Consider the following 19224-nt stretch of genomic DNA (forward strand, 5'->3'; position numbering starts at 1 on the left):
TGGTCGCCGCTGGGTGCGCCCACCCATTGCTGGCTGACCAGCATCAGGTTGTTCTCGTCCAGGCCGGTGGGCCGGTTCACCCGCTGCACGCGCTGGCCGATGATGAAGATGGCGTTGCAGACGATCGCCAGGGTCAACGCGATCTGCAGCGCGATCAGCACCACGCCCGCCTTGTGCTTGCGCAACGCCGCGATCATGGGATGCAGGTTCATGGCTTCGTTCCTTGCGAAATTCGATGAATGAGCCGGCTCTTCTTGAGGAGTGCAGCCATGGATGGCCGCTTTCTCGCACAGGGACAGCGCACTAATTGCTCTTCAGCTGCCAGGCCGGCTGTACCCGCGAGGCACGGAACGTGGGGTAGAGGCCGGCCAGCAGCGTCGCAGCAGTGGCCACCAGCAGGGTCAGCAGCAGCAGCGGCACGTCCAGCCGGGCCAGCGCGGCGATGTCCTTGGGCAGCACCCAGCTCACGCTGGCCACGCCTGCGCCGGTCAGCGCCAGCCCGAGCACGCCGCCGGCCAGGCCGATGATCCCGGCCTCGGTCAGGAACTGGGCGTAGATCGCCGAGCGCTGTGCGCCCAGCGCGCGGCGCACGCCGATCTCGCTGCTGCGGCGCAGGAACTTGGCCAGCAGCAGGCCGGCGGTGTTGACCAGGCACACCACCAGCAGGCCCAGCGCGACCAGCAGCGAGACCTTGGTGTCGCTGGGCACCACGTGTTCGGCATCGAGCCAGTCGGGCAGGTTGCGCAGGCGGTTGTTCGGCGCCCAGCCGAAGCGCCCGGCGCGCTGCTGGTCCTGCGCGTAGCCGTCCAGGTAATGCCGGTAGGCGCTCGCCGCGGCCGCGTCGTCCAGCTCCACCATGTAGGCGATCCACACGCAGCTGGAGCGCTGCAGGCCGACGAAGCCCGACTCGGCCGGGACCTCGCTGCAGTTGGTGTTGCCGTCGTTGGGCATGCCCACGTCGATGGCTCGCTCGAAGGGCAGGAACACGTCCTCGTTGCCGCTGCTGAAGCCGCCGGTGTTGACCACGTCGTAGAAGCGCGGCTGCGGGTTCCAGTCGTCCAGCACACCCACCACGCGGTAGTCCTTGCCCTCGATGCTGATCGACCTGCCCACGCTGTTGGCCCCGCCGAAGAGCTTCTCGTTGAGCTTGTGGCTGATCACCACCACCGCGGCGCGCTGGGTGTCGGCGTCGGCGCCCCAGCCGCTGCCGTAGCGGAAGGGCACGTCGAGCATCGGGAAGAATTCGCTGTAGACCGCGTGGCCGCTGACGTTGATCGGGTGCTTGCCGGCGCCGGCAGGCACCACCGAGGGCGAGACCTGGTACATCGCCGACTGCAGCTTGGCGCGGTGCGCGCGCTGCAGCGCCATGGCATCGGTGTAGTCCATCGCCTCGGGCGGCTCGTTGTTGTTGCTGCGCCCCTTCGGTCCCCACATGTCGATCTGCGGCACGAACAGCTTGGAGGATTTCCACGGGATCGGATCGCCCGAGACCGCGCGGAACACCGAGTAGGTGGTCATCGAGGCGGCCACGCCGAAGCCGACCGCCAGCACCATCAGCACGGTGAGGCCCCGGCTTCGCTTGAGGCTGCGCAGGGCCAGTTCGAGGTAATAGGCGAACATCGGTATGTCTCTCTCCAGAGGGGCGCGAAGGACTAGACCGATCGCGTCGCTTCGACCGGCGGCACGCGCGAGGCTTTCATGGCCGGGGCAAGCACGGCGCCCTGCCCCAGCAGGAGCAGCAGCACCACGCCGGCCGCCAGGTAGGTCAACGACAACGGTTGCACGCCCAGGCGCAGCACCAGCCACAGGTTCATCGACAGCGCCAGCACGATGCCCAGCAGCACGCCGCCCAGGGTGATCAGCAGGTTCTCGGTGAGGAAGTAGCCGAGGATGTCGCGCTGGCGCGCACCCAGCGCGCGACGTACGCCGATCTGCCGGCGCCGCTGGCCGACCCAGAAGCTGGTGAGGCCGACGATGCCCGCCGCGGTGATCACCAGCAGCACGGCGCAGATGATGCCCATCAGGATCGCCATGCCGTAGTCGGCGTCATAGGCGCGCTCGCGCACCTGAGCGAAGGTCATCACGCCATCGTGCGGCGGGATCATCCGCATGCGGGTCTGTGCGTAGAGGGCGGCCTTCGCCTGCCGCATGGCATCGGCCAGCTGGCCCGGCCGCGCGCGCACCAGGTAGAAGGTGCTGTCGCCGGTGAGCCGCGCAGGCACCAGCAACGCGTTGTAGGCATAGGCCTGTGCCCACAGGCCGGTCATGTGCGCCTGCAGGGTGTCGGTGACGCCGATGATGGTCGAGGGTGCGTTGTCGCCGGACACGTAGACCGTCTTGCCCAGCGCCGAATCGTGCGGGAACAGCAGCTGCGCCAGCCCCTTGCTGACGATGATCTGCCGCGCGTGCATCGGGTCGGTGCCGCCCTGGCTGCCGACTTCCTCGGACCGGAAGTTGCGCCCGGCGATCAGCCGCGTACCGAGCGTGGCCAGGGTGTGCTCGTCGGAGAAGAAGATCGCCGTGTCGGTGGTCATCTTCACCTGCTCGGGAGTCATGCGCACGAAGTTGTCCCAGCCCGACCCGCGCAGCGGAAAGCTGTTGGACGAGCTTGCGTCTTGCACGCTGGACAGGCCGCGCAGCGCCTGCAGGTCGGCGCGCATGCGCGCGTCGGCGTCCTGCGGCGAGAGCTTCTGCGGCCAGTCGTTCTGGATGACGAACAGGTTCGTCTCCTGCACGCCGCTGGGGCGGTCCACCCGCACCAGCCGCTGCTGGATGATGAACAGCGCGTTGCACACGATCGCCAGCGTCAGCGCGATCTGCAGCGCGATGAGCGTGGTGCCGGCCTTGTGCCGGCGCAGCGCGACGAGGATCGGTCCGATCTGCATGCCCGTTCCCCTCAGTTGGATTTCAGTTGCCACGCCGGCTGCACCTTCGCGGCGCGCCAGGTGGGATAGAGCGCGGCGACGACCGTGGCGAGGATCGCCAGCAGCAGGGTCAGCAGCATCAGCGACAGATCCACCTGCGCCAGCCGTGCGATGTCCGGCGCGAACAGCAGCCCCACCCCGCCCACGCCGACCGCCGTGAGCAACAGGCCCAGCACGCCGCCGGCCGCGCCGACGGTGCCGGCCTCGATCAGGAACTGGCTGTAGATCTCCCGCCGCGGCGCACCCAGCGCGCGGCGCACGCCGATCTCGGCGCTGCGGCGCATGAACTTGGCCAGCAGCAGGCCGATCGTGTTGACCAGGCAGATGACGAAGAAGCCCAGCGCCACGATCAGCGCGATACGGCTCTCCGGCGGCACCACGTCCTCGAACGACAGCCAGTTGGTGACGTTGCGCAGGCGCACGTTCGGCGCCCAGCTGAAGCGCCCGGCGCGCTGCAGGTCGGCTGCATAGCCTTCGAGGAAGCTGCGGTAGGCGGCCACCTGGGCGGGCGTGTCCAGCTGCACCCACACCGGGATCCACGAGCACTCGCCGTGCAGCCAGCCTTCGCGGCCGCTGCCCACGCCGGTGTTTGGCGCACCGCCGCAGTTGTTGCGGCCGGCGGTGTCGATCTTCAGGTCGTCGGCGCGGTTGAACGGGATGTAGATCTGCGGCGGGTCGTCGAAGGCCGAGCCGTCGAACAGATCGAAGTACCGCGGCTTGGGATCCCAGTGCCCGGTCACGCCGACGATGCGGTAGGTGTGTCCGCTCAAGTCGATGTCCCTGCCCACGCTGTTGGCGCCACCGAACAGTTGCTGGTTGAGCTCGTGGCTGAGCACGACCACGGCGGCGCGGCGCTCGTCCATCTGCGCCGGCCAGGGTGTGCCGTATTGGAAGGGCACGTCGAACATGCCGAAGAAGTCGGCGTTGGTGGCGTAGCCGATGGCCTTGGTCGGCAGGCTGCGTTCGCCCTCGGGCAGCACCGCCAGCGCGACCTGGTAGAACAGCGTCTGGCGCGGCGCCTTGTGCGCGCGGATCAGCGCGTTGGCGTCGGTGTAGGTCAGCGCCTCGGGCGGCTCGCCCTTCTCGTTGTACTGCGGCCCGCGGTTGTCGATCAGCGCGGTGAACAGCTGCGAGGACTTGTGCGGAATCGGGTTGGCCGACACCACCCGGAACACCGAGTAGGTGATCATCGAGGCGGCCACGCCAAAGCCGATCGCGATGACCATCAGGCCCGTCAGCACCGGGTTGCGGCGCAGGCTGCGCATGCCGAGTTGGAAGTAGTAGCCGAACATCTACGCTCCGTAAGCTTTGCTTCCTCCCCGGGGAGAGGGGCTCGAAATCACACGCTGCGTGTCGCCTCCACCGGCGGCACGCGCGAGGCCTTCATCGCCGGCGCCAGCACGGCGCCCTGTCCCAGCAGCAGCAGTGCGACCACGCCTGCGGCCACGTACAGCAGCGACAGCCGCTCCATCTCGAAATGGCTGACTAGCCACAGGTTCATGCCGATCGCCAGCACAGCGCCGACGATCACGCCGCCGGCGCCGATCAGCAGGTTCTCGGTGAGGAAGTAGCTGAGGATGTCGTGCCGGGTCGCGCCCAGCGCGCGGCGCACGCCGATCTGCTTGCGCCGCTGGCCGACCCAGAAGCTGGTCAGTCCCACGATGCCCGCGGCGGTGATCGCCAGCAGCACCGCGCACACCACGCCCATCAGGACGGCCATGCCGCGGTCGCTCTTGTAGGCCTGCTCGCGCACCTGCGCGAAGGTGCGCACGCCGCGTTCGTCGGGAATCACGCGCATGCGGTTGGTCTTGAACAGCAGCGCGGGGGCTGCCTTGGTCAGGCGCTCCAGCTGGCCCGGCTGGGTGCGCACCAGGTAGCTGCCGAAATTGCCGGTCAGCAGACGCGGGATCAGGATCGCGTTCTCGGCGAAGTTGCCCGCCCAGGTGCCGGTCCAGGGCACCTGCAGGCGCTCGACGATGCCGATGATGGTGCTGGGCTTGGTCGCACCGGAGTGATAGAGCACCTTGCCCAGCGCGCTGCCGTCCGGATACAGCTTGTCGGCAAGCGCCTTGCTGACGATCACCACCGGCGTGGTGTCGAACGCCTTCGGGTCGACCCAGTCGATCTCGTCGGGGCGGAAGTTGCGCCCGCCGACCAGCTTCAGCCCCATCGTGGCCAGCGCATGGTCGTCGCTGAAGTAGAGCGTGGTGTGCGCCATCTCCTTCTTCTTTTCGGGCGTGATGTTGACGCTGGTCGACCAGCCGCCGCCGCGCAGCGGGTAGGAGTTGGCGTAGGTGGCATCGACCACGCCCGGCATGCCGCGCAGGGCTTCCAGGTCGGTCTTGCCCAGCGATGGCGTCGCCTTCTCGTCGACGCCGACCCAGCGGTTGGCGACGGTGAGCAGATCGGTCTCGATCATGCCGGTGGGCCGCGACAGGTGTTCGGTGCGCTGGCGGATGATGATCAGCGCGTTGCACACGATCGCCAGCGTCAGCGCGATCTGCAGCGCGATCAGCACGGTGCCGGCCTTGTGGCGCTTGAGCGCGGCGAGGATGGGCTTGATCTGCATGGGTCTCTCCGCCTCAATTGGACTTCAGCTGCCAGGCCGGTTGGACCTGCGCGGCCCGCCAGGTGGGATAGAACGCGGCCAGCAGCGTCGCCAGCACCGCGGCGATCAAGGTCAGCAACACCAGCGATGCGTCCAGCGTGGCCAGGCGCGCGATCTGCTCGTCGAACACCCAGCCCACGCCGAGCACGCCCACGCCGGTCAGCAGCAGGCCCAGCACGCCGCCGGTCAGGCCGACCGTGCCGGCCTCCACCAGGAACTGCACGTAGATCTCGCGGCGCGAGGCGCCCAGCGCGCGGCGCACGCCGATCTCCGGCGCGCGACGCATGAACTTGGCCAGCAGCAGGCCGATGGTGTTGACCAGGCAGATCAGCAGGAAGCCGAGCGACACCAGCAGCGAGATCTTCGATTCGGGCGGCACCACCTTGTTGAAGTCCAGCCAGTCGGTGACGTTGCGCAGGCGCACGTTCGGCGCCCACTTGAAGCGGCCGGCGCGCTGCTGTTCGGCGGCGTAGCCGGTGAGCCAGCGCTTGTACGCATCGGCGTCGGCCGTGGTCGGCAACTCCGCCCAGTATTCGATCCAGATGCACTCCGAGTGGATCCAGTTGCTCCAGCCCGGCCCGGGGGTGTCGTTGCAGTTGTTGTTGCCCGCCGTGGACATCTGCAGGTCGACCGCGCGGGTGAACGGGATGAACAGGCCGATCGGATCGCCGAAGCCGCCGGTGTTGACCGGGTCGAAGAACAGCGGCTGCGGATTCCACTCGTCGATCACGCCGGTGATGCGGTAGTCGTGGCCGTCCAGGTCGATCGTCTTGCCGACGCTGTTGGCGCCGTTGAACAACTTGTCGTTGAGCTTCCTGCCGATCACCACCACGGCGGCGTGCGCGTCGTCCTGCGCCTGGGTCCAGGCACCGCCGTAGAGGAAGGGAATGTCGAACATGGCGAAGGCGTCGCCGTACCAGGCGTAGCTGTTCTCCTCGATCGGCAGGCGGCTGGCATCCGCCGGGATCACCGAGGGCGCGATCGGGTACAGCGCGGTCTGGCGCTTCGCCTTGTGTGCCTGCATGAAGGCCATGGCGTCGGTGTAGGTCAGCGCCGATGGCGGCTCGCCCTTGTCCAGGTCGTCGGTCTTCCAGTTGGCGATCTGCACCGCGTAGAGCTGGCCGGACTTCTGCGGAATGGGGTTGTTCGAGGTGGCGCGGAACACCGAGTAGGTGATCATCGAGGCACCCACGCCGAAACCGATCGCCATCACCATCAGCGCGGTCAGTATCGGGTTGCGGCGCAGGCTGCGCAGGCCGAGCTGGAAGTAGTAGGCGAACATGTCGTGGGTTCCGATGGAAGGGCGACTGCGCGGGGAGAGCTACCGCCTTTGCCCCAGCTGTCGCTGGGGCAGAAGGCCTTGGGGCCAGGCGCTCGATCGGCAGCGCCGCTCTTGCTCCCTCTCCCCCGGCGCATGCCGGGGAGAGGGGTGGGGAGACAGGGAGGCTCTTGCTCGGCTTTCCACGGCCTCAGGAGCAAAACCCAAAGGCCTCCCCTCTCCCAACCCTCTCCTCCGGCCACGCCGGGGGAGAGGGCTCAAGCAACAACTCAGGCGTCGGCCACGCGCGCGTTGTGCGCGTGGAAGCGCGGCTCCTCGGACAGGTCCACCACCTGGCCGTCGATGATGTGCACGTTGCGCTGGGCGCGCGCGGCCAGTTCCGGGTCGTGCGTCACCATCACGATGGTGGCGCCCTCGCGATGGATCTCCTCCAGCAGCTCCATCACACCGCGGGCCATCTGCGTGTCCAGGTTGCCGGTCGGTTCGTCCGCCAGCAGCAGGCGCGGCGAACCGGCCAGCGCGCGGGCGATCGCCACGCGCTGCTGCTGGCCGCCGGAGAGTTCGGCCGGGTAGTGCTTGGCGCGCGAGGCCAGGCCCACGCGCTCGAGCGCGTCCATGATGCGCTGCTTGCGTTCGGCCGCCTTCATGCCGCGGTAGCGCAGCGGCACCTCCACGTTGTCGTAGACGTTGAGGTCGGGAATCAGGTTGAACGCCTGGAAGATGAAGCCGATCTTCTCGTTGCGGATCTTCGAGCGGGCGTTGTCGTTCAACTGGCTCACCTCGATGCCGTCGAGGTGATAGTGGCCGCCGGTGAAGGTCTCCAGCAGGCCGGCGATGGTCAGGAAGGTGGTCTTTCCCGAGCCCGACGGACCGGTGACGGCGACGAACTCGCCTTCCTTCACGTCGATGTTGAAGTCGCGCAGGGCGTAGGTCTCCACCACTTCGGTGCGGTAGACCTTGGACAGGTGGGTCATCTTGAGCATGGTGGAGTCCTTCGGTTGTTGAGCAGTCGTTGGAACGGTGAGCCTCGATCCGCCTGGGGCCACGCCCGCTTGCGCGGACACGGCAGCCAGGTGGTTGTTGATCTTCAGTCGCTGATCGCGACCTTGGCCGCATCCTTGAAGTTGTCGGTGCCGGAAATCACGATCTTGTCGCCTTCCTTCAGGCCGTCCAGGATCTCGACCTTGTCGATGCTGCTGGCGCCGACGCGGATGGGCTTCTTCTCGGCGATGCCGCCGTGCACGACGTAGGCGTAGTTGCCGCCGGACTCGTCGACGAAGGAGCCGCGCTGCACGGTGAGCACGTTGTCGCGCTTGTCCAGCAGAATGCGCACGGACAGGCGCTGGTTCTGGCGCAGTTGCTTGGGCGTGGAGCCGTCGAAGCGCAGCCGCGCGGCCACCTCGCCGTTGACCACCTCGGGCGAGATCGCGCTGACCAGGCCCTTCCAGGTGTTGCCGTTGCCGGTGATCTCGCCGGCCATGCCGATGCCGAGGTCGCGCGCGAAGCTCTCCGGCACCTTCATCTCCACTTCCAGCGCGGACAGGTCGATCACGCTCAGCAGCTGCGCGTCCTTGGCCACGGTGGCGCGCTCGGCGATGAACAGCTGGCCCACCTGGCCGTCCACCGGCGACTTGACGTTCAAGTCGTCGACCTGGCGCTTGAGGTCCTTGACCAGCAGCTCCTGGCGCTCGTGCGCGAGCTTCTTGGACTGGATGTCGAAGTTCAGGCTGTCGTTGTCCATGCCCAGGTCCGCCTTGGCGTGCATGGTGGTCAGCTTGGCCTTCTGCAGCGTGTCCTTGGCGCGGTCCACGTCCATGCTGGGCACGGCGCCGAGCTTGAACGCCTTCTCGTTGCGGGCCAGGTCGCGCTGGGCGGCCTGTTGGTCGATCTGCGCGTTGTCGTAGGCCTTCTGCAGTTCGCCGCGCTTCTTGCGCGCATCGATCTGTGCGCGCTGGTAGTCCACTTCCATCGCGTCGGCGTTGGACTCTTCCTGCGCCAGCTTGTTGGTCAGCTCCGGGCTGTCGATGGTGGCCATCACCTGGCCCTTCTTCACCGTGTCGCCGGCGTGCACCTTGAGTGTGACCGCGCCGCCGGAGGTCGCGTAGAGCGTCGGGCTCACCGCCGCCACCACCTTGCCTTCGGCCGCGATGTCGCGCACGAACAGACCGCGCTCGACGGTGGCGAAGGACAGCCGCGAGGCACTCACCGAGGCGTCGGCGGAGAACAGCCGCATCGCGCCCGGCAACGCCAGGCCGCCGCCGATCAGCACGGCCACGCCGATGCCGGCCAGTAGCAACTGGCGCTTGCGGTTGGGTTTGACCTCGACCATGCGGTCTTGGGCGGAGGTGTCGCGGATCATCGGGCGGTCCTGACCTGGGGTGACTGCGACAGCTTCAGCAATCGCCATGCCAGCCCTGCCCGCGGGCCGCTGACCCTTGCGGTTGCTCACTTTCGGGACATGCGGCCGCGACGTGTCCGCTGTCCGCGGACACCCGCTCGGACAAGCGGACAAGGCCGGACGGGATCAGTCGAGCGCCTGGCGTGCAGGCAGCGCTCCCGCTTCGCGGCACACGATCTCGCCCGCCACGCGCCGGTCCAGCGGCGACACCAGGCAGCGCTCCGCGCCTAGCAAGTCCAGGCCGGCAAGCTGGCGATGGCGGAACCGCAGCAGCTGCACGCTGGATGCCTGGAATCCCACCGTCGCCGCAGGTGCCTCGTCCGGACGGGCGATTCCGCACGGCATCGCGTCCCAGGCGCAGTAGTCGGTGCCCGGCAGCAGGTAGACGCGGGTACACACGCGGCCGCAGGCGTCGAGTACGTCAGCCCATTCGCGCGGCCCGTCGGCGGTCACCGCACTTGCAAGCCGTAACCAGCGGCTGCGATGGAGAACTGCCAGCCCGTCCTCCTCCACCAGCAGGCCGGCGGCCGGCTCACACGGCACGCCCGCGTCGCAAGGGAACAGGCAAAGCACGCCGCCCAGTTGCGGCAGCCACCGCGCCAGGCATCGTGGCGACATCGGCAGCAGCCGTGCATGCACCTGCTTCGAACGAGGCCAGCCTCTGGCCAGGGCAATCAGACGACCGAACACGGGAAGCTCCTGCGGGAACCCGGCTGGCCGATGGCTGGCTTGGGTGGATGGGATGGTTGGAAACGGGCAACCCCGCCCGGCGCACTATTTGGTGAGGATCAACTTGTCGTTGCGCGTCAACCGCAGGTGGTATTCCCCGCCCTGATGCTGGATCACCAGCTCGCGCGCGCCATTGGGCAGCAACTGGCCGGACGGGACGCGGCGCACGGTGGCCGGGCAGGCGTGCGGCAGGTCCGTCGTGGTGGGCGGCGAAGAAGGACGCGGCAGGCTGGTGGACATGGCGTGGCTCCAAGGGGTGGCGAACAGATGATAATAATTCTCATCCAGGCGTCAAGCCCTTGTTTTACCGTTACCTACGGCCTGTTCGATGCGTTGCCTGAGGACCGCGTCGATCCGCGGCACCAGCTCCAGCGCGGCGAGGTTCTGCTCCAGTTGCTCGCGACGGCTGGCTCCCAGCAGCACGGTCGACACATGCGGGTTGGCCAGGCACCAGGCCAACGCCAGCTGCGCCTGGCTGATCCCGAGCTCCGCCGCGATCGGCGCCAGGTGGCGCACCCGCGCCACCCGCTCGCGGCCCGAGCCGAGCACCGATTCGCGCAGCCACTCGTAGCCCGGCTGCGCAAGACGCGAATCATCCGGAATGCCCTCGTTGTAGCGCCCGGCGAGCAGACCGGAGGCGAGCGGCGACCACACCGTGGTGCCCATGCCGAAGCGCTCGTACAGCGGCGCGTATTCGCGCTCGACCCGCTCGCGATGCAGCAGGTTGTACTGCGGCTGCTCCACGACCGGCGCATGGCAATGGTTCTCGCGCGCGACACGGTGCGCCTCGACGATCGCCTCGGCCGGCCACTCGCTGGTGCCCCAGTACAGCACCTTGCCCTGGCGGATCAGCGTGTCCATCGCCGCGACGGTTTCCTCGATCGGCGTATCAGGATCGGGCCGGTGACAGAAGTACAGGTCCAGGTGATCGACCCGGAGCCGTTCCAGTGCCTGGTGGCAGGCCTCGATGACGTGCTTGCGCGACAGCCCGCGCTGGGTCGGCTTCGGCCGCTCCACCGCGCCGAAGAACACCTTGCTCGATACGCAGTAGCTGTCGCGCGGGAAGCGCAGGTCGGCCAGCACGTCGCCCATCAGCCGCTCGGCTTCGCCGTGGTTGTAGGTCTCGGCGTTGTCGAAGAAGTTGACGCCCTGGTCGTAGGCCAGCGCCAGCAGCTCACGTGCCTGGCCGCGCCCCACCTGCCGCCCGAAGGTCACCCAGGCGCCGAAGGACAGCGCGGACAATTGCAGGCCGGTGCGGCCGAGGCGGCGGTAGAGCATGGTGGTCTCCTTGGGACGTATCGGTGCGAAGTATGCGTGCGGGCGCCTCAAGGCACGGCGAAAGCGTGCGCCCTGGCCGCGCTCACCGCAGCAGCGCGACGACCACCGCCAATGCCACGGCGGCAAATACGCCCGCCGCCACATCGTCCAGCATGACGCCCATGCCGCCGTGCACGCGCCGGTCCAGCCAGCTGATCGGCCAGGGTTTCCACACGTCGAACAGGCGGAACAGGGCGAAGCCGGCGGCGACCATCCACCAGGGCGCCGGCGTCAGCAACAGCGGCAGCAGCGCGAGCCACTGGCCGACGAACTCGTCGAAGACCAGGCTGCGATGGTCGTCCACGCCCAGCATGCGGCCGGCCGCGCCGCAGGCCCACACGCCCAGGGCGAAGGCCAGCGCCAGCCCGACCACGTAAGCCGGCGGCGGCAGGTGCCGCAGCAGCAGCCAGGGCAGGATCGCGGCGAGCGAGCCGAAAGTGCCCTGGGCGACCGGCGCGAGGCCGGAACCCAGGCCGCACGCGATCCAGCCCGCCGGCGAGGCGAGCAGCAGCCGGCGTTGCGCCGCAGTGAGTTTCTTTCGGTCGATCATGGGTGTCCGGGTCGAGGCCGCAGGCGCGCGGCCGTGGGAGGCGGCACACGCTAGCGCGAGCCGCCGCGCTTGCCCAGCCCGGCTTCAGCCGGGGAAGTGGTCCCAGCCGCGTCGCTGGGGTGCGGGTCCGCCGCCGGCCAGGCTCACGCCCTGCCCCTCCACTACGCGGCCGATGCGCGTGACGCGGCAGCCCTGCCCGTCCAGGGCCGCCTGCATCGCGGCGATGCGCGCCGGCGGTACGGTGAAGCACAGCTCGTAGTCGTCGCCGCCGGCGAGGGCCAGCTCGCGGGCCGGGCCTTCGCCGAATACCGTGCACGACGCGGGCGACAGCGGCAGCGCGTCCGCGTCGATTTCCACGCCCACCCCGCTGGCTGCGCATAGGTGGCCGAGGTCGGCGAGCAGGCCGTCGGAAACGTCGATGCAGGCGTTGGCGAAGCCGCGCAACGCCAGGCCGGCACGCACGCGCGGGATGGGACGATCCAGCCGCGCGCGCAGCATGCGGTGGGCCTCGTCTGCCGGATCGAACGGCCGCTCGCCCAGTGCCAGCCGCAGTCCGCCGGCGGCATCGCCGAGCGTGCCGGTGACGAACACCGCATCGCCGACGCATGCGCCGGCACGGGTCAGCGCCTGCCCCGGCGGCACGAAACCGTGCACGGCCACGCTGAGGCAGAACGGGCCGCGCGTGGTGTCGCCGCCGACCAGCGCCACGCCGTATTCCCGCGCCAATTGCGCGAAGCCCTCGGCCAGGCCATCCACGCGCGCCGGGTCGACCTGCGGCAGGGTCAGCGCGAGCAGCGCCCAGGCCGGCGCGGCGCCCATCGCGGCCAGATCCGACAGGTTCACCGCCAGCGCCTTCCAGCCAATGTCGGCCGGCGCGGTGTCGTGCGGAAAGTGCACGCCCCCGACCAGCGTGTCGATCGCCACCGCCAGTTCCTGCCCCAGCGGCACGGTGAGCAGCGCCGCGTCGTCGCCGATGCCCAGCCGCACGTCCTCGCGCAACTGCGCAGTGCGTTCGCGGATGCGGTCGATCAGGCGGAATTCCATGGCGCGCCTCGTAAGGGAACGTGCAAGCAGAGCACCCGCGCATTGCCATTGGCAAGCCACCCCGTGCCAAAGGACATGCCGCCGCAGCATCCGGGTTCGGGCAGAATCGCCGATACCCACGGGAGAAATCCATGCGCCACCCCCTGCTCCGCTCCTTTTCGATCATGCGCAAACATGGCCTGTCGCTGGCGGCAGGCATCGCCCTGGCGGCCGGCGCCGCGCCGGCCATGGCGACGGACGCCGCCGTGCTCGAACCGGTGCATTCGTTCTTCGACGCGATGTCGCGCCACGACCAGGCGGCCATGCGCGCGCAGGTACTGCCGAAGGGCACCGCGACACTGATGCGCAAGGGCAAGCCGATGCAGCTGACGCTCGGCGAGTTCGTCGACCGCGTGAAGCCGGGCAAGGAGCGCATCGAGGAGCGCATCGGCCAGCCGCAGGTGCTCGTCGATCATGAGCTGGCGATGGTATGGGCGCCCTATACCTTCCTGCTCGAGGGCAAGCCGCACCACTGCGGCACCGACGTGTTCAACCTGGTGCGCGTCGACGACCAATGGAAGATCGCCGCCATCGCCGACAACAGCCGCGATTGCGAACCGTAGAACGGGCTTCACCCGCCAACCGTCATGCCGCAAGGTGGGCTGAAGCCCACCCTGCGAATCAGCGTGCGCCCTTCTCCGCTGCGCGCAGTTGGCCGGCCAGCTTGTCCAGCACGCCGTTGACGTAGCTGTGGCCGTGCTCGGCACCGAAGCGTTTGGTCACCTCGATCGCCTCGTTGAGGATCACCCGGTAGGGCACGTCCAGCCGGTACTTGAGCTCGTAGGCGGCCAGCCGCAGCGCGGCGCGCTCGATCGGGTCGATCTGCGCGACCTCGCGGTCGACGTAGGGCTTGAGCGCGGCATCCAGTTCGTCGACGTGGGCCTCCACCCCGTGCAGCAGGTCCTCGAAATATTCGAGGTCGGCCACTTCCATGTCCTGTTCGTGACGGAACTGTTCGATCACGGCCTTCATGTGGCTGCCGGAGATCTGCCAGGCGTAGAGCGCCTGCAGTGCGCGGCGGCGGGCGCGCGAGCGGGCGACCAGGTCGATGCCCTGCGGACCGTGGCTCATCAGAGCTTCCCGTACAGGTTGGCCATCTCCAGCGCGGCCAGCGCCGCGTCGGCGCCCTTGTTGCCGGCCTTGGTGCCGGCGCGCTCGATCGCCTGCTCGATGCTGTCGGTGGTGAGCACGCCGAAGGCCACCGGGACGCCGGAGCCGTAGGCTGCCTGCGCCAGGCCCTTGGCGCATTCGCCGGCGACGTAGTCGAAGTGCGGCGTGGCGCCACGGATCACCGCGCCCAGCGCGATCACCGCCGCGTAGCTGCCCGAGTGGGCGAGCTTGTGCGCGGCCAGCGCGATCTCCCAGGCGCCCGGCACGCGGATCAGGTCGATCGCCTCGTCCTCGACGCCGTGGCGCACCAGCACGTCGCGCGCGCCGGCCACCAGCGGCTCGACGACGAAGCCGTTGAAGCGGCCGGCGACGATGGCGAAGCGGCCCGTGGGCGTGGCGAAGTCGCCTTCGATGATCTTCATTGCGAATCCTTGGGGCAAACGGGAAGCCCTTGTGGGGCCGGTATTTTACGGGTTTGGCGATGTCTCTGCCGCTCCCACGGGCGTTACGAGAGAGGCAGGTGCGGATAGCCGGAGCATTCCAGCCGTGCCGTGCCGTCGCTCACGCGCAAACGCGCCTGGCCGCCGAACGGCAGGGTGAGCTGGCGCGCGGCGTGACCGTGCGGCAGTCCGTAGATCACCGGGACGCCGGCCATGCGCGAGAGCTGCGCGAACGCCGCGTCCAGGTCGTAGCCGTTGTCGCGCGGCCCCGGTCGGCAGGCGTGGAACTCGCCCACGACCAGCGCCCGCTGCCTTGCGAGCACGCCGGACAGCTGCAGCTGGTAGAACAGCCGCTCGATGCGGAACGGCGGCTCGCCCAGGTCCTCGACGAACAGGATGCCGCCCTCGATCGCCGGGAAATACGGCGTGCCCAGCAGGCTGCACAGCACCGCCAGGTTGCCGCCCCACAGCGTGCCCTGCACGTCCAGCTCCGCTTCACCCGCGCCAGGCCAGGCGGCGACGCTGGCATCCGAGCCCAGCGTGTCCCAGAAGTGCTCCCAGGTGAATGCCGGCGCGGGCTCGGCGCCGAGGTCGGCCAGCAGCGGGCCGGCGAAGCTGCGCACGCCGCTCTTCGCGTACAGCGCCAATTGCAGCGCGGTGAAATCGCTGTGGCCGACCAGGGCCAGCTTCGAGCCGGCCAGGCGTTCGCGCAACGCGCCATAGTCGAGCTGGCCGAGCAGCCGCACGGCGCCATAGCCTCCGCGGGTGACCAGGGCGACGTCCGGCAGGCGGTCGAGTGCGGCGAGCGCGTTGATGTCGGCCGCGCGCTCGGCATCGCTGCCGGCGAAGCGCTGCTGGACGCGATCGAGCACCTCCAGGCCGTCGACCGTGCAGCCAGCCTCGCGCAGGCGGGCCAAGCCGCGTGACATGGCGGCAGGGTCGTGGGCGTAGCCAGAGGGGGCGATCAGGCGGATGCGGGCGTCGGGCATGGGCGTGATGGCGGTGGAGTGCGGGTCATCCTAAGGCAAGTGCGGGTTGCGCGGCCCTTCGACTTCGGCCCTTTCGGGCCTACGCTCAGGGTGAACGGTCAAAGAAAGCCGTCCGCCCTGAGCGTTTCACGCACGCGGCATTACTGGATCAGGCTGGCACCGGTGAATGGTGAAAGAAGGCCGTTCGCCCTGGGCGCAGGCCGAAGGCCGAAGTCGAAGGGCCGCACACTCACACGTACTCCACTACCTCCAGATCGAATCCGGCCAGCCCGACCAGCTTGCGCGGCGTCCCCAGCACACGCAGCTTGTGCACGCCGAGGTCGGTGAGGATCTGCGCGCCCAGGCCGAGCTGGCGCCACTCCTGCTGCTGCGCGTCTTCCGGCGCGAGTGACGCCGGCTGCCGCTTGAGGCGGGACAGCAGTGCCTCGGCGGTGTCCTCGCCGGAAAGCACCAGCAGCACGCCGCGGCCCTCGTCGGCAATGCGGCGCAAGGCGGCCGTGACGGTCAGCCCGAGGTCATCGCGCACCAGGTGCAGCACATCCGACAGCGTGTTGCGCACGTGCACGCGGGTGAGTACCGGTGCGCCGTCGTCCACCGTTCCGCGCAGCAGCGCGTAGTGCAGGCCGTGGCGAATGGCGTCGCGCCAGGCAACCAGGCGGAACGGACCGAACTCGGTCTGCACGTCCTCCTCGTGCACGCGCTGGATGGTCTTCTCTGTTTCCAGGCGGTAGCGGATCAGGTCGGCGATGGTGCCGATCTTCAGGCCGTGCTTCTGCGCGAACAGCTCGAGCTCCGGACGGCGCGCCATCGAGCCGTCCTCGTGCAGGATCTCGATCAGCACGGCGGAAGGCTCCAGTCCCGCCAGCGCGGCCAGGTCGCAGCCGGCCTCGGTATGGCCGGCGCGGGTGAGCACGCCGCCGGGCTGCGCGGTGAGCGGGAAGATGTGGCCCGGCTGCGAGAGGTCCTGCGGCCTGGCGTCCGACTTCACCGCCACCTGGATCGTGCGCGCGCGGTCGTGCGCCGAGATGCCGGTGGTCACGCCCTCGGCCGCTTCGATCGAGACGGTGAAGTTGGTGTGGTAGGGCGAGGTGTTGTCGCTGACCATGGGCCTCAGGCCCAGCTGGCGCGTGCGCTGCTCGGTGAGGGTGAGGCACAAAAGGCCCCGCGCCTCGCGCACCATGAAGTTGACGTCCTCCGGCCGCACCATCTGCGCGGCCATGACGATGTCGCCTTCGTTCTCGCGGTCCTCGTCGTCGAGGATCACGACCATGCGGCCGGCGCGGAGGTCTTCGAGGATTTCGGGGATGGTGTTGAAGGGCATGCGTGGGAATCCGTGGTGTATTTGTTCCTTCTCCCATTCCCTGTCGAGGATGGGGAGAAGGTCCCCCGAAGGGGCGGATGAGGGTTTCGGGCGGAACGGGATCTCCGCTTCGCCCGAAACCTCGCCCCAACCCCTCTCCCGATGGGAGAGGGACTTCATTCAGGCGAAGCCGTGCTGATTGAGGAACGCCTCGTCCAGCCGCGGCGCCTGGCCGCTGCCGATCAGCCGTTCGACGTAGCGCGCGATCACGTCCACCTCGATGTTCACCGCATCCCCCGCATGCCGCGCGTGGAAAGCCGTGTGTGCCACGGTGTGCGGGATCAGGTTCACGCCGAAGCGGGCGCCGGCCACCTCGTTGACGGTCAGGCTGGTGCCGTCGATGCAGATCGAGCCCTTGTGGGCAATGTAGCGGGCGAGGTCCGCCGGCACCTCGAAGGTCCAGCGCTGCGAGCGCGCGTCGGCCGTGACCGAGACGACCTTGCCCACGCCATCGACGTGGCCGGACACCAGGTGCCCGCCCAGCCGGTCGGCCAGGCGCAGCGCCTTCTCCAGGTTGACCGGGTCGCCGGCCTTGAGCTGGCCCAGCGTGGTGAGCGAGAGCGTCTCGTTGGAGACGTCGGCGGCGAAGCCGCGTTCGCCGAGCGCAATGGCCGTGAGGCATACGCCGGACACGGCGATCGAATCGCCCAGCTGTACGTCGGAAAGATCGAGCCCGGCGGTATCGACGTGCAGGCGCACATCGCCGCCGCGGGGTTCGAGCCGCGCGACGGAACCCACGGTCTGGATGATGCCGGTGAACATCAGCGCGCCCTCCTGTCGGAGGCGGCTGCAATGCAAGCGATGAGGGACATGAAACGTTCTCCGCATGAGGTCAGCGAAAAACGCCCCAAGGCATGAGGCCGACGCACCGCCGTGACCGTTCGATCACGCAGCGATGCGACCTGCCGTCTTCTTTCATCCGGACTGTGGGCCGCTCCGCAACACCGGAGTGGCTTGACCGTCGGCTCCGGCATCGGACCGGATCTGCTGACCCTTCGCGATGGTTGCGAAGGCGCTCGCGGGCTTGTGTCCCGGTTCCTTCGGAACACCTACCGCCGGTGGGGAATTTCGCCCCGCCCTGAAGACGTCGTGTTGTACTGCCGGTAAAACCGGCCCCCGCATTCTAGCATCCGGCCGGTTCAGGCCGGCGCCAGCGCACCCGCGGGACGGCGCAGGCGCAACCGCCAGTCCTGCCCCAGCGCGCGCTGATCCAATACCTTCAGCTGCCAGCGGTCGGCCATCGCGGCAAGGGAAGGCAGTTGCAGCAACGGCCGGGCCTGGTCGCCCAGGAGCACCGGCGCGACGTAGAGCAGCAGCTCGTCGACCAGTCCCTGCGCGAACAGTGCGCCGCACAGCGTGGGACCGGCTTCGACGTGGAGCTCGTTGACCTCGCGGCGGGCCAGTTCGGCGAGCACAGCCGCCAGGTCGAGATGGCCGGCGTGCACGGCGATGGCCACGCGCTCGACCGCCGCCAGGTGAAGCGCGGCAGGCGCATCAGCCGCATGCATGAGTAGGGTCGGCGCCGTCGCATCGAGCACGTGGCTGCCAACCGACGTACGCAGGTGCGTGTCAAGGACCACGCGCAACGGCGGCATCGGCGTCCCGCCCTCCCCTTCCACCTCGCGCGCGGTGAGGCGGGGGTTGTCAGCCAGCACCGTGCCGCTGCCGGAGAGGATGGCGGAGCTTCGCCCGCGCCAGCGCTGCACGTCGGCGCGGGCGGCTTCGCCGGTGATCCACTGCGACTCGCCGTTGGCCAGTGCGGTGCGGCCGTCCAGGCTCATGGCGAGCTTCACGCGCACCCACGGGCGGGCGCGCTCGATGCGGCTGAAGAAGCCGATGTTGAGTTCGCGCGCCGGCTCGCGCAGAAGGCCGCTTTCGACCGCGACGCCCGTGGCGCGCAGCTTCGCGATCCCGTTGCCCGCGACCTGCGGGAACGGATCCTCCGCTGCGATCACCACCCGCGCCACGCCGGCCGCGACCAGCGCATCGGCACAGGGTGGCGTGCGGCCGAAATGCGCGCAGGGCTCCAGCGTCACGTAGGCGGTGGCGCCATGCGCCGCCTCGCCGGCCTCGCGCAATGCAAACACTTCGGCATGCGGTTCGCCTGCGCGCTGGTGCCAACCGGTGCCCACCACTTGTTCGCCGTGCGCGATCACGCAGCCCACGCGCGGGTTCGGCTGCGTCGTGTAGATCCCGCGTTCGGCCAGGCACAGCGCGTGCGCCATATGCAGGTGATCGACAGCGTTGAAGGTCATGCTTGTCTTCTTCTCCCCTCTGGGGAGAGGACCGAGGTGAAGGGCGGGCTCGCGATAGTCTCGCATCCGGACGCGGCCCGGGCATGCGTCAAGGCAAGAGTGTCCCCTCACCCCAACCCTCTCCCCGGGAGGGAGAGGGAGTGACCTGGCTTAACCCTTGCGGTTGCGGCGCGGCTCGCCGC

Annotated in this window: 19 protein-coding genes, 1 pseudogene and 1 riboswitch; of the genes and pseudogenes, 1 reads left to right on the plus strand and 19 read right to left on the minus strand. The window is 69.0% G+C overall.

Annotated elements, in window-relative coordinates; all coding sequences use genetic code 11:
* From HOQ08_RS10550 to thiL, 13 genes and pseudogenes are all read right to left on the minus strand, one after another.
* Window positions 1-212 (minus strand): annotated as a pseudogene (locus tag HOQ08_RS10550) (peptide ABC transporter permease); the annotation flags it as partial.
* A 91-nt stretch (window positions 213-303) separates the two neighbouring features.
* Window positions 304-1620 (minus strand): ABC transporter permease, encoded by a 1317-nt coding sequence (locus tag HOQ08_RS10555; protein ID WP_291194273.1) that lies wholly within the window; start codon window positions 1618-1620, stop codon window positions 304-306.
* A gap of 32 nt (window positions 1621-1652) precedes the next feature.
* Entirely contained in the window at window positions 1653-2885 is a 1233-nt protein-coding gene (locus tag HOQ08_RS10560; RefSeq protein WP_291194276.1) for an FtsX-like permease family protein, read from the minus strand.
* 11 nt (window positions 2886-2896) lie between these two features.
* On the minus strand, window positions 2897-4216 hold the full coding sequence (locus tag HOQ08_RS10565) for an ABC transporter permease (protein ID WP_291194279.1): 1320 nt from the start codon (window positions 4214-4216) through the stop codon (window positions 2897-2899).
* Between the two features lie 47 nt (window positions 4217-4263).
* Window positions 4264-5493, minus strand: a complete 1230-nt coding sequence (locus tag HOQ08_RS10570) for an FtsX-like permease family protein (RefSeq protein ID WP_291194282.1) — start codon at window positions 5491-5493, stop codon at window positions 4264-4266.
* Window positions 5494-5506: 13 nt separating this feature from the next.
* Window positions 5507-6814 carry an ABC transporter permease gene (locus tag HOQ08_RS10575; RefSeq protein WP_291194285.1) on the minus strand — a complete coding sequence of 436 codons (1308 nt, stop codon included), beginning with the start codon at window positions 6812-6814 and terminating at the stop codon, window positions 5507-5509.
* A 266-nt stretch (window positions 6815-7080) separates the two neighbouring features.
* The gene (locus tag HOQ08_RS10580; protein WP_291194288.1) at window positions 7081-7794 is read right to left on the minus strand and encodes an ABC transporter ATP-binding protein; all 714 of its coding nucleotides are present in this window, start codon (window positions 7792-7794) and stop codon (window positions 7081-7083) included.
* A 104-nt stretch (window positions 7795-7898) separates the two neighbouring features.
* Entirely contained in the window at window positions 7899-9170 is a 1272-nt protein-coding gene (locus HOQ08_RS10585; protein ID WP_291194291.1) for an efflux RND transporter periplasmic adaptor subunit, read from the minus strand.
* 165 nt (window positions 9171-9335) lie between these two features.
* The gene (locus HOQ08_RS10590) at window positions 9336-9899 is read right to left on the minus strand and encodes a hypothetical protein (protein ID WP_291194294.1); all 564 of its coding nucleotides are present in this window, start codon (window positions 9897-9899) and stop codon (window positions 9336-9338) included.
* An 84-nt stretch (window positions 9900-9983) separates the two neighbouring features.
* On the minus strand, window positions 9984-10178 hold the full coding sequence (locus HOQ08_RS10595; protein WP_291194296.1) for a hemin uptake protein HemP: 195 nt from the start codon (window positions 10176-10178) through the stop codon (window positions 9984-9986).
* Window positions 10179-10229: 51 nt separating this feature from the next.
* Window positions 10230-11216 (minus strand): aldo/keto reductase, encoded by a 987-nt coding sequence (locus HOQ08_RS10600; RefSeq protein WP_291194298.1) that lies wholly within the window; start codon window positions 11214-11216, stop codon window positions 10230-10232.
* Between the two features lie 82 nt (window positions 11217-11298).
* The gene (locus HOQ08_RS10605) at window positions 11299-11805 is read right to left on the minus strand and encodes a phosphatidylglycerophosphatase A (RefSeq protein ID WP_291194301.1); all 507 of its coding nucleotides are present in this window, start codon (window positions 11803-11805) and stop codon (window positions 11299-11301) included.
* Between the two features lie 84 nt (window positions 11806-11889).
* Window positions 11890-12849 (minus strand): thiamine-phosphate kinase, encoded by a 960-nt coding sequence (thiL, locus tag HOQ08_RS10610; RefSeq protein ID WP_291194304.1) that lies wholly within the window; start codon window positions 12847-12849, stop codon window positions 11890-11892.
* Window positions 12850-12980: 131 nt separating this feature from the next.
* On the opposite strand from thiL, the gene HOQ08_RS10615 reads away from it, so the two are divergent.
* Window positions 12981-13451, plus strand: coding sequence for a nuclear transport factor 2 family protein (locus HOQ08_RS10615; RefSeq protein ID WP_291194307.1), 471 nt, complete (start codon window positions 12981-12983; stop codon window positions 13449-13451).
* Between the two features lie 58 nt (window positions 13452-13509).
* Here the strand turns inward: HOQ08_RS10615 and nusB are convergent, their stop codons facing one another.
* The 6 genes from nusB to ribD form a co-directional block, all read right to left on the minus strand.
* Window positions 13510-13959, minus strand: coding sequence for a transcription antitermination factor NusB (gene nusB / locus HOQ08_RS10620; protein WP_291194310.1), 450 nt, complete (start codon window positions 13957-13959; stop codon window positions 13510-13512).
* Window positions 13959-14420 (minus strand): 6,7-dimethyl-8-ribityllumazine synthase, encoded by a 462-nt coding sequence (ribE, locus tag HOQ08_RS10625; protein ID WP_291194313.1) that lies wholly within the window; start codon window positions 14418-14420, stop codon window positions 13959-13961. The genes nusB and ribE overlap by 1 nt, the downstream gene beginning before the upstream one ends.
* Before the next feature lie 83 nt (window positions 14421-14503).
* Complete coding sequence (gene ldcA / locus HOQ08_RS10630) at window positions 14504-15427, minus strand: muramoyltetrapeptide carboxypeptidase (protein ID WP_291194316.1); 924 nt, start codon at window positions 15425-15427, stop codon at window positions 14504-14506.
* A gap of 229 nt (window positions 15428-15656) precedes the next feature.
* Window positions 15657-16748, minus strand: coding sequence for a bifunctional 3,4-dihydroxy-2-butanone-4-phosphate synthase/GTP cyclohydrolase II (gene ribBA, locus HOQ08_RS10635; RefSeq protein ID WP_291194319.1), 1092 nt, complete (start codon window positions 16746-16748; stop codon window positions 15657-15659).
* A gap of 159 nt (window positions 16749-16907) precedes the next feature.
* Window positions 16908-17549 (minus strand): riboflavin synthase, encoded by a 642-nt coding sequence (locus HOQ08_RS10640; RefSeq protein ID WP_291194322.1) that lies wholly within the window; start codon window positions 17547-17549, stop codon window positions 16908-16910.
* Between the two features lie 141 nt (window positions 17550-17690).
* A riboswitch (FMN riboswitch) is annotated at window positions 17691-17877 on the minus strand.
* 49 nt (window positions 17878-17926) lie between these two features.
* On the minus strand, window positions 17927-19042 hold the full coding sequence (ribD, locus tag HOQ08_RS10645) for a bifunctional diaminohydroxyphosphoribosylaminopyrimidine deaminase/5-amino-6-(5-phosphoribosylamino)uracil reductase RibD (protein WP_291194325.1): 1116 nt from the start codon (window positions 19040-19042) through the stop codon (window positions 17927-17929).
* Between the last annotated feature and the right edge of the window lie 182 nt (window positions 19043-19224).

This window comes from Frateuria sp., assembly GCF_013362045.1.
Lineage (GTDB): Bacteria > Pseudomonadota > Gammaproteobacteria > Xanthomonadales > Rhodanobacteraceae > Frateuria_A.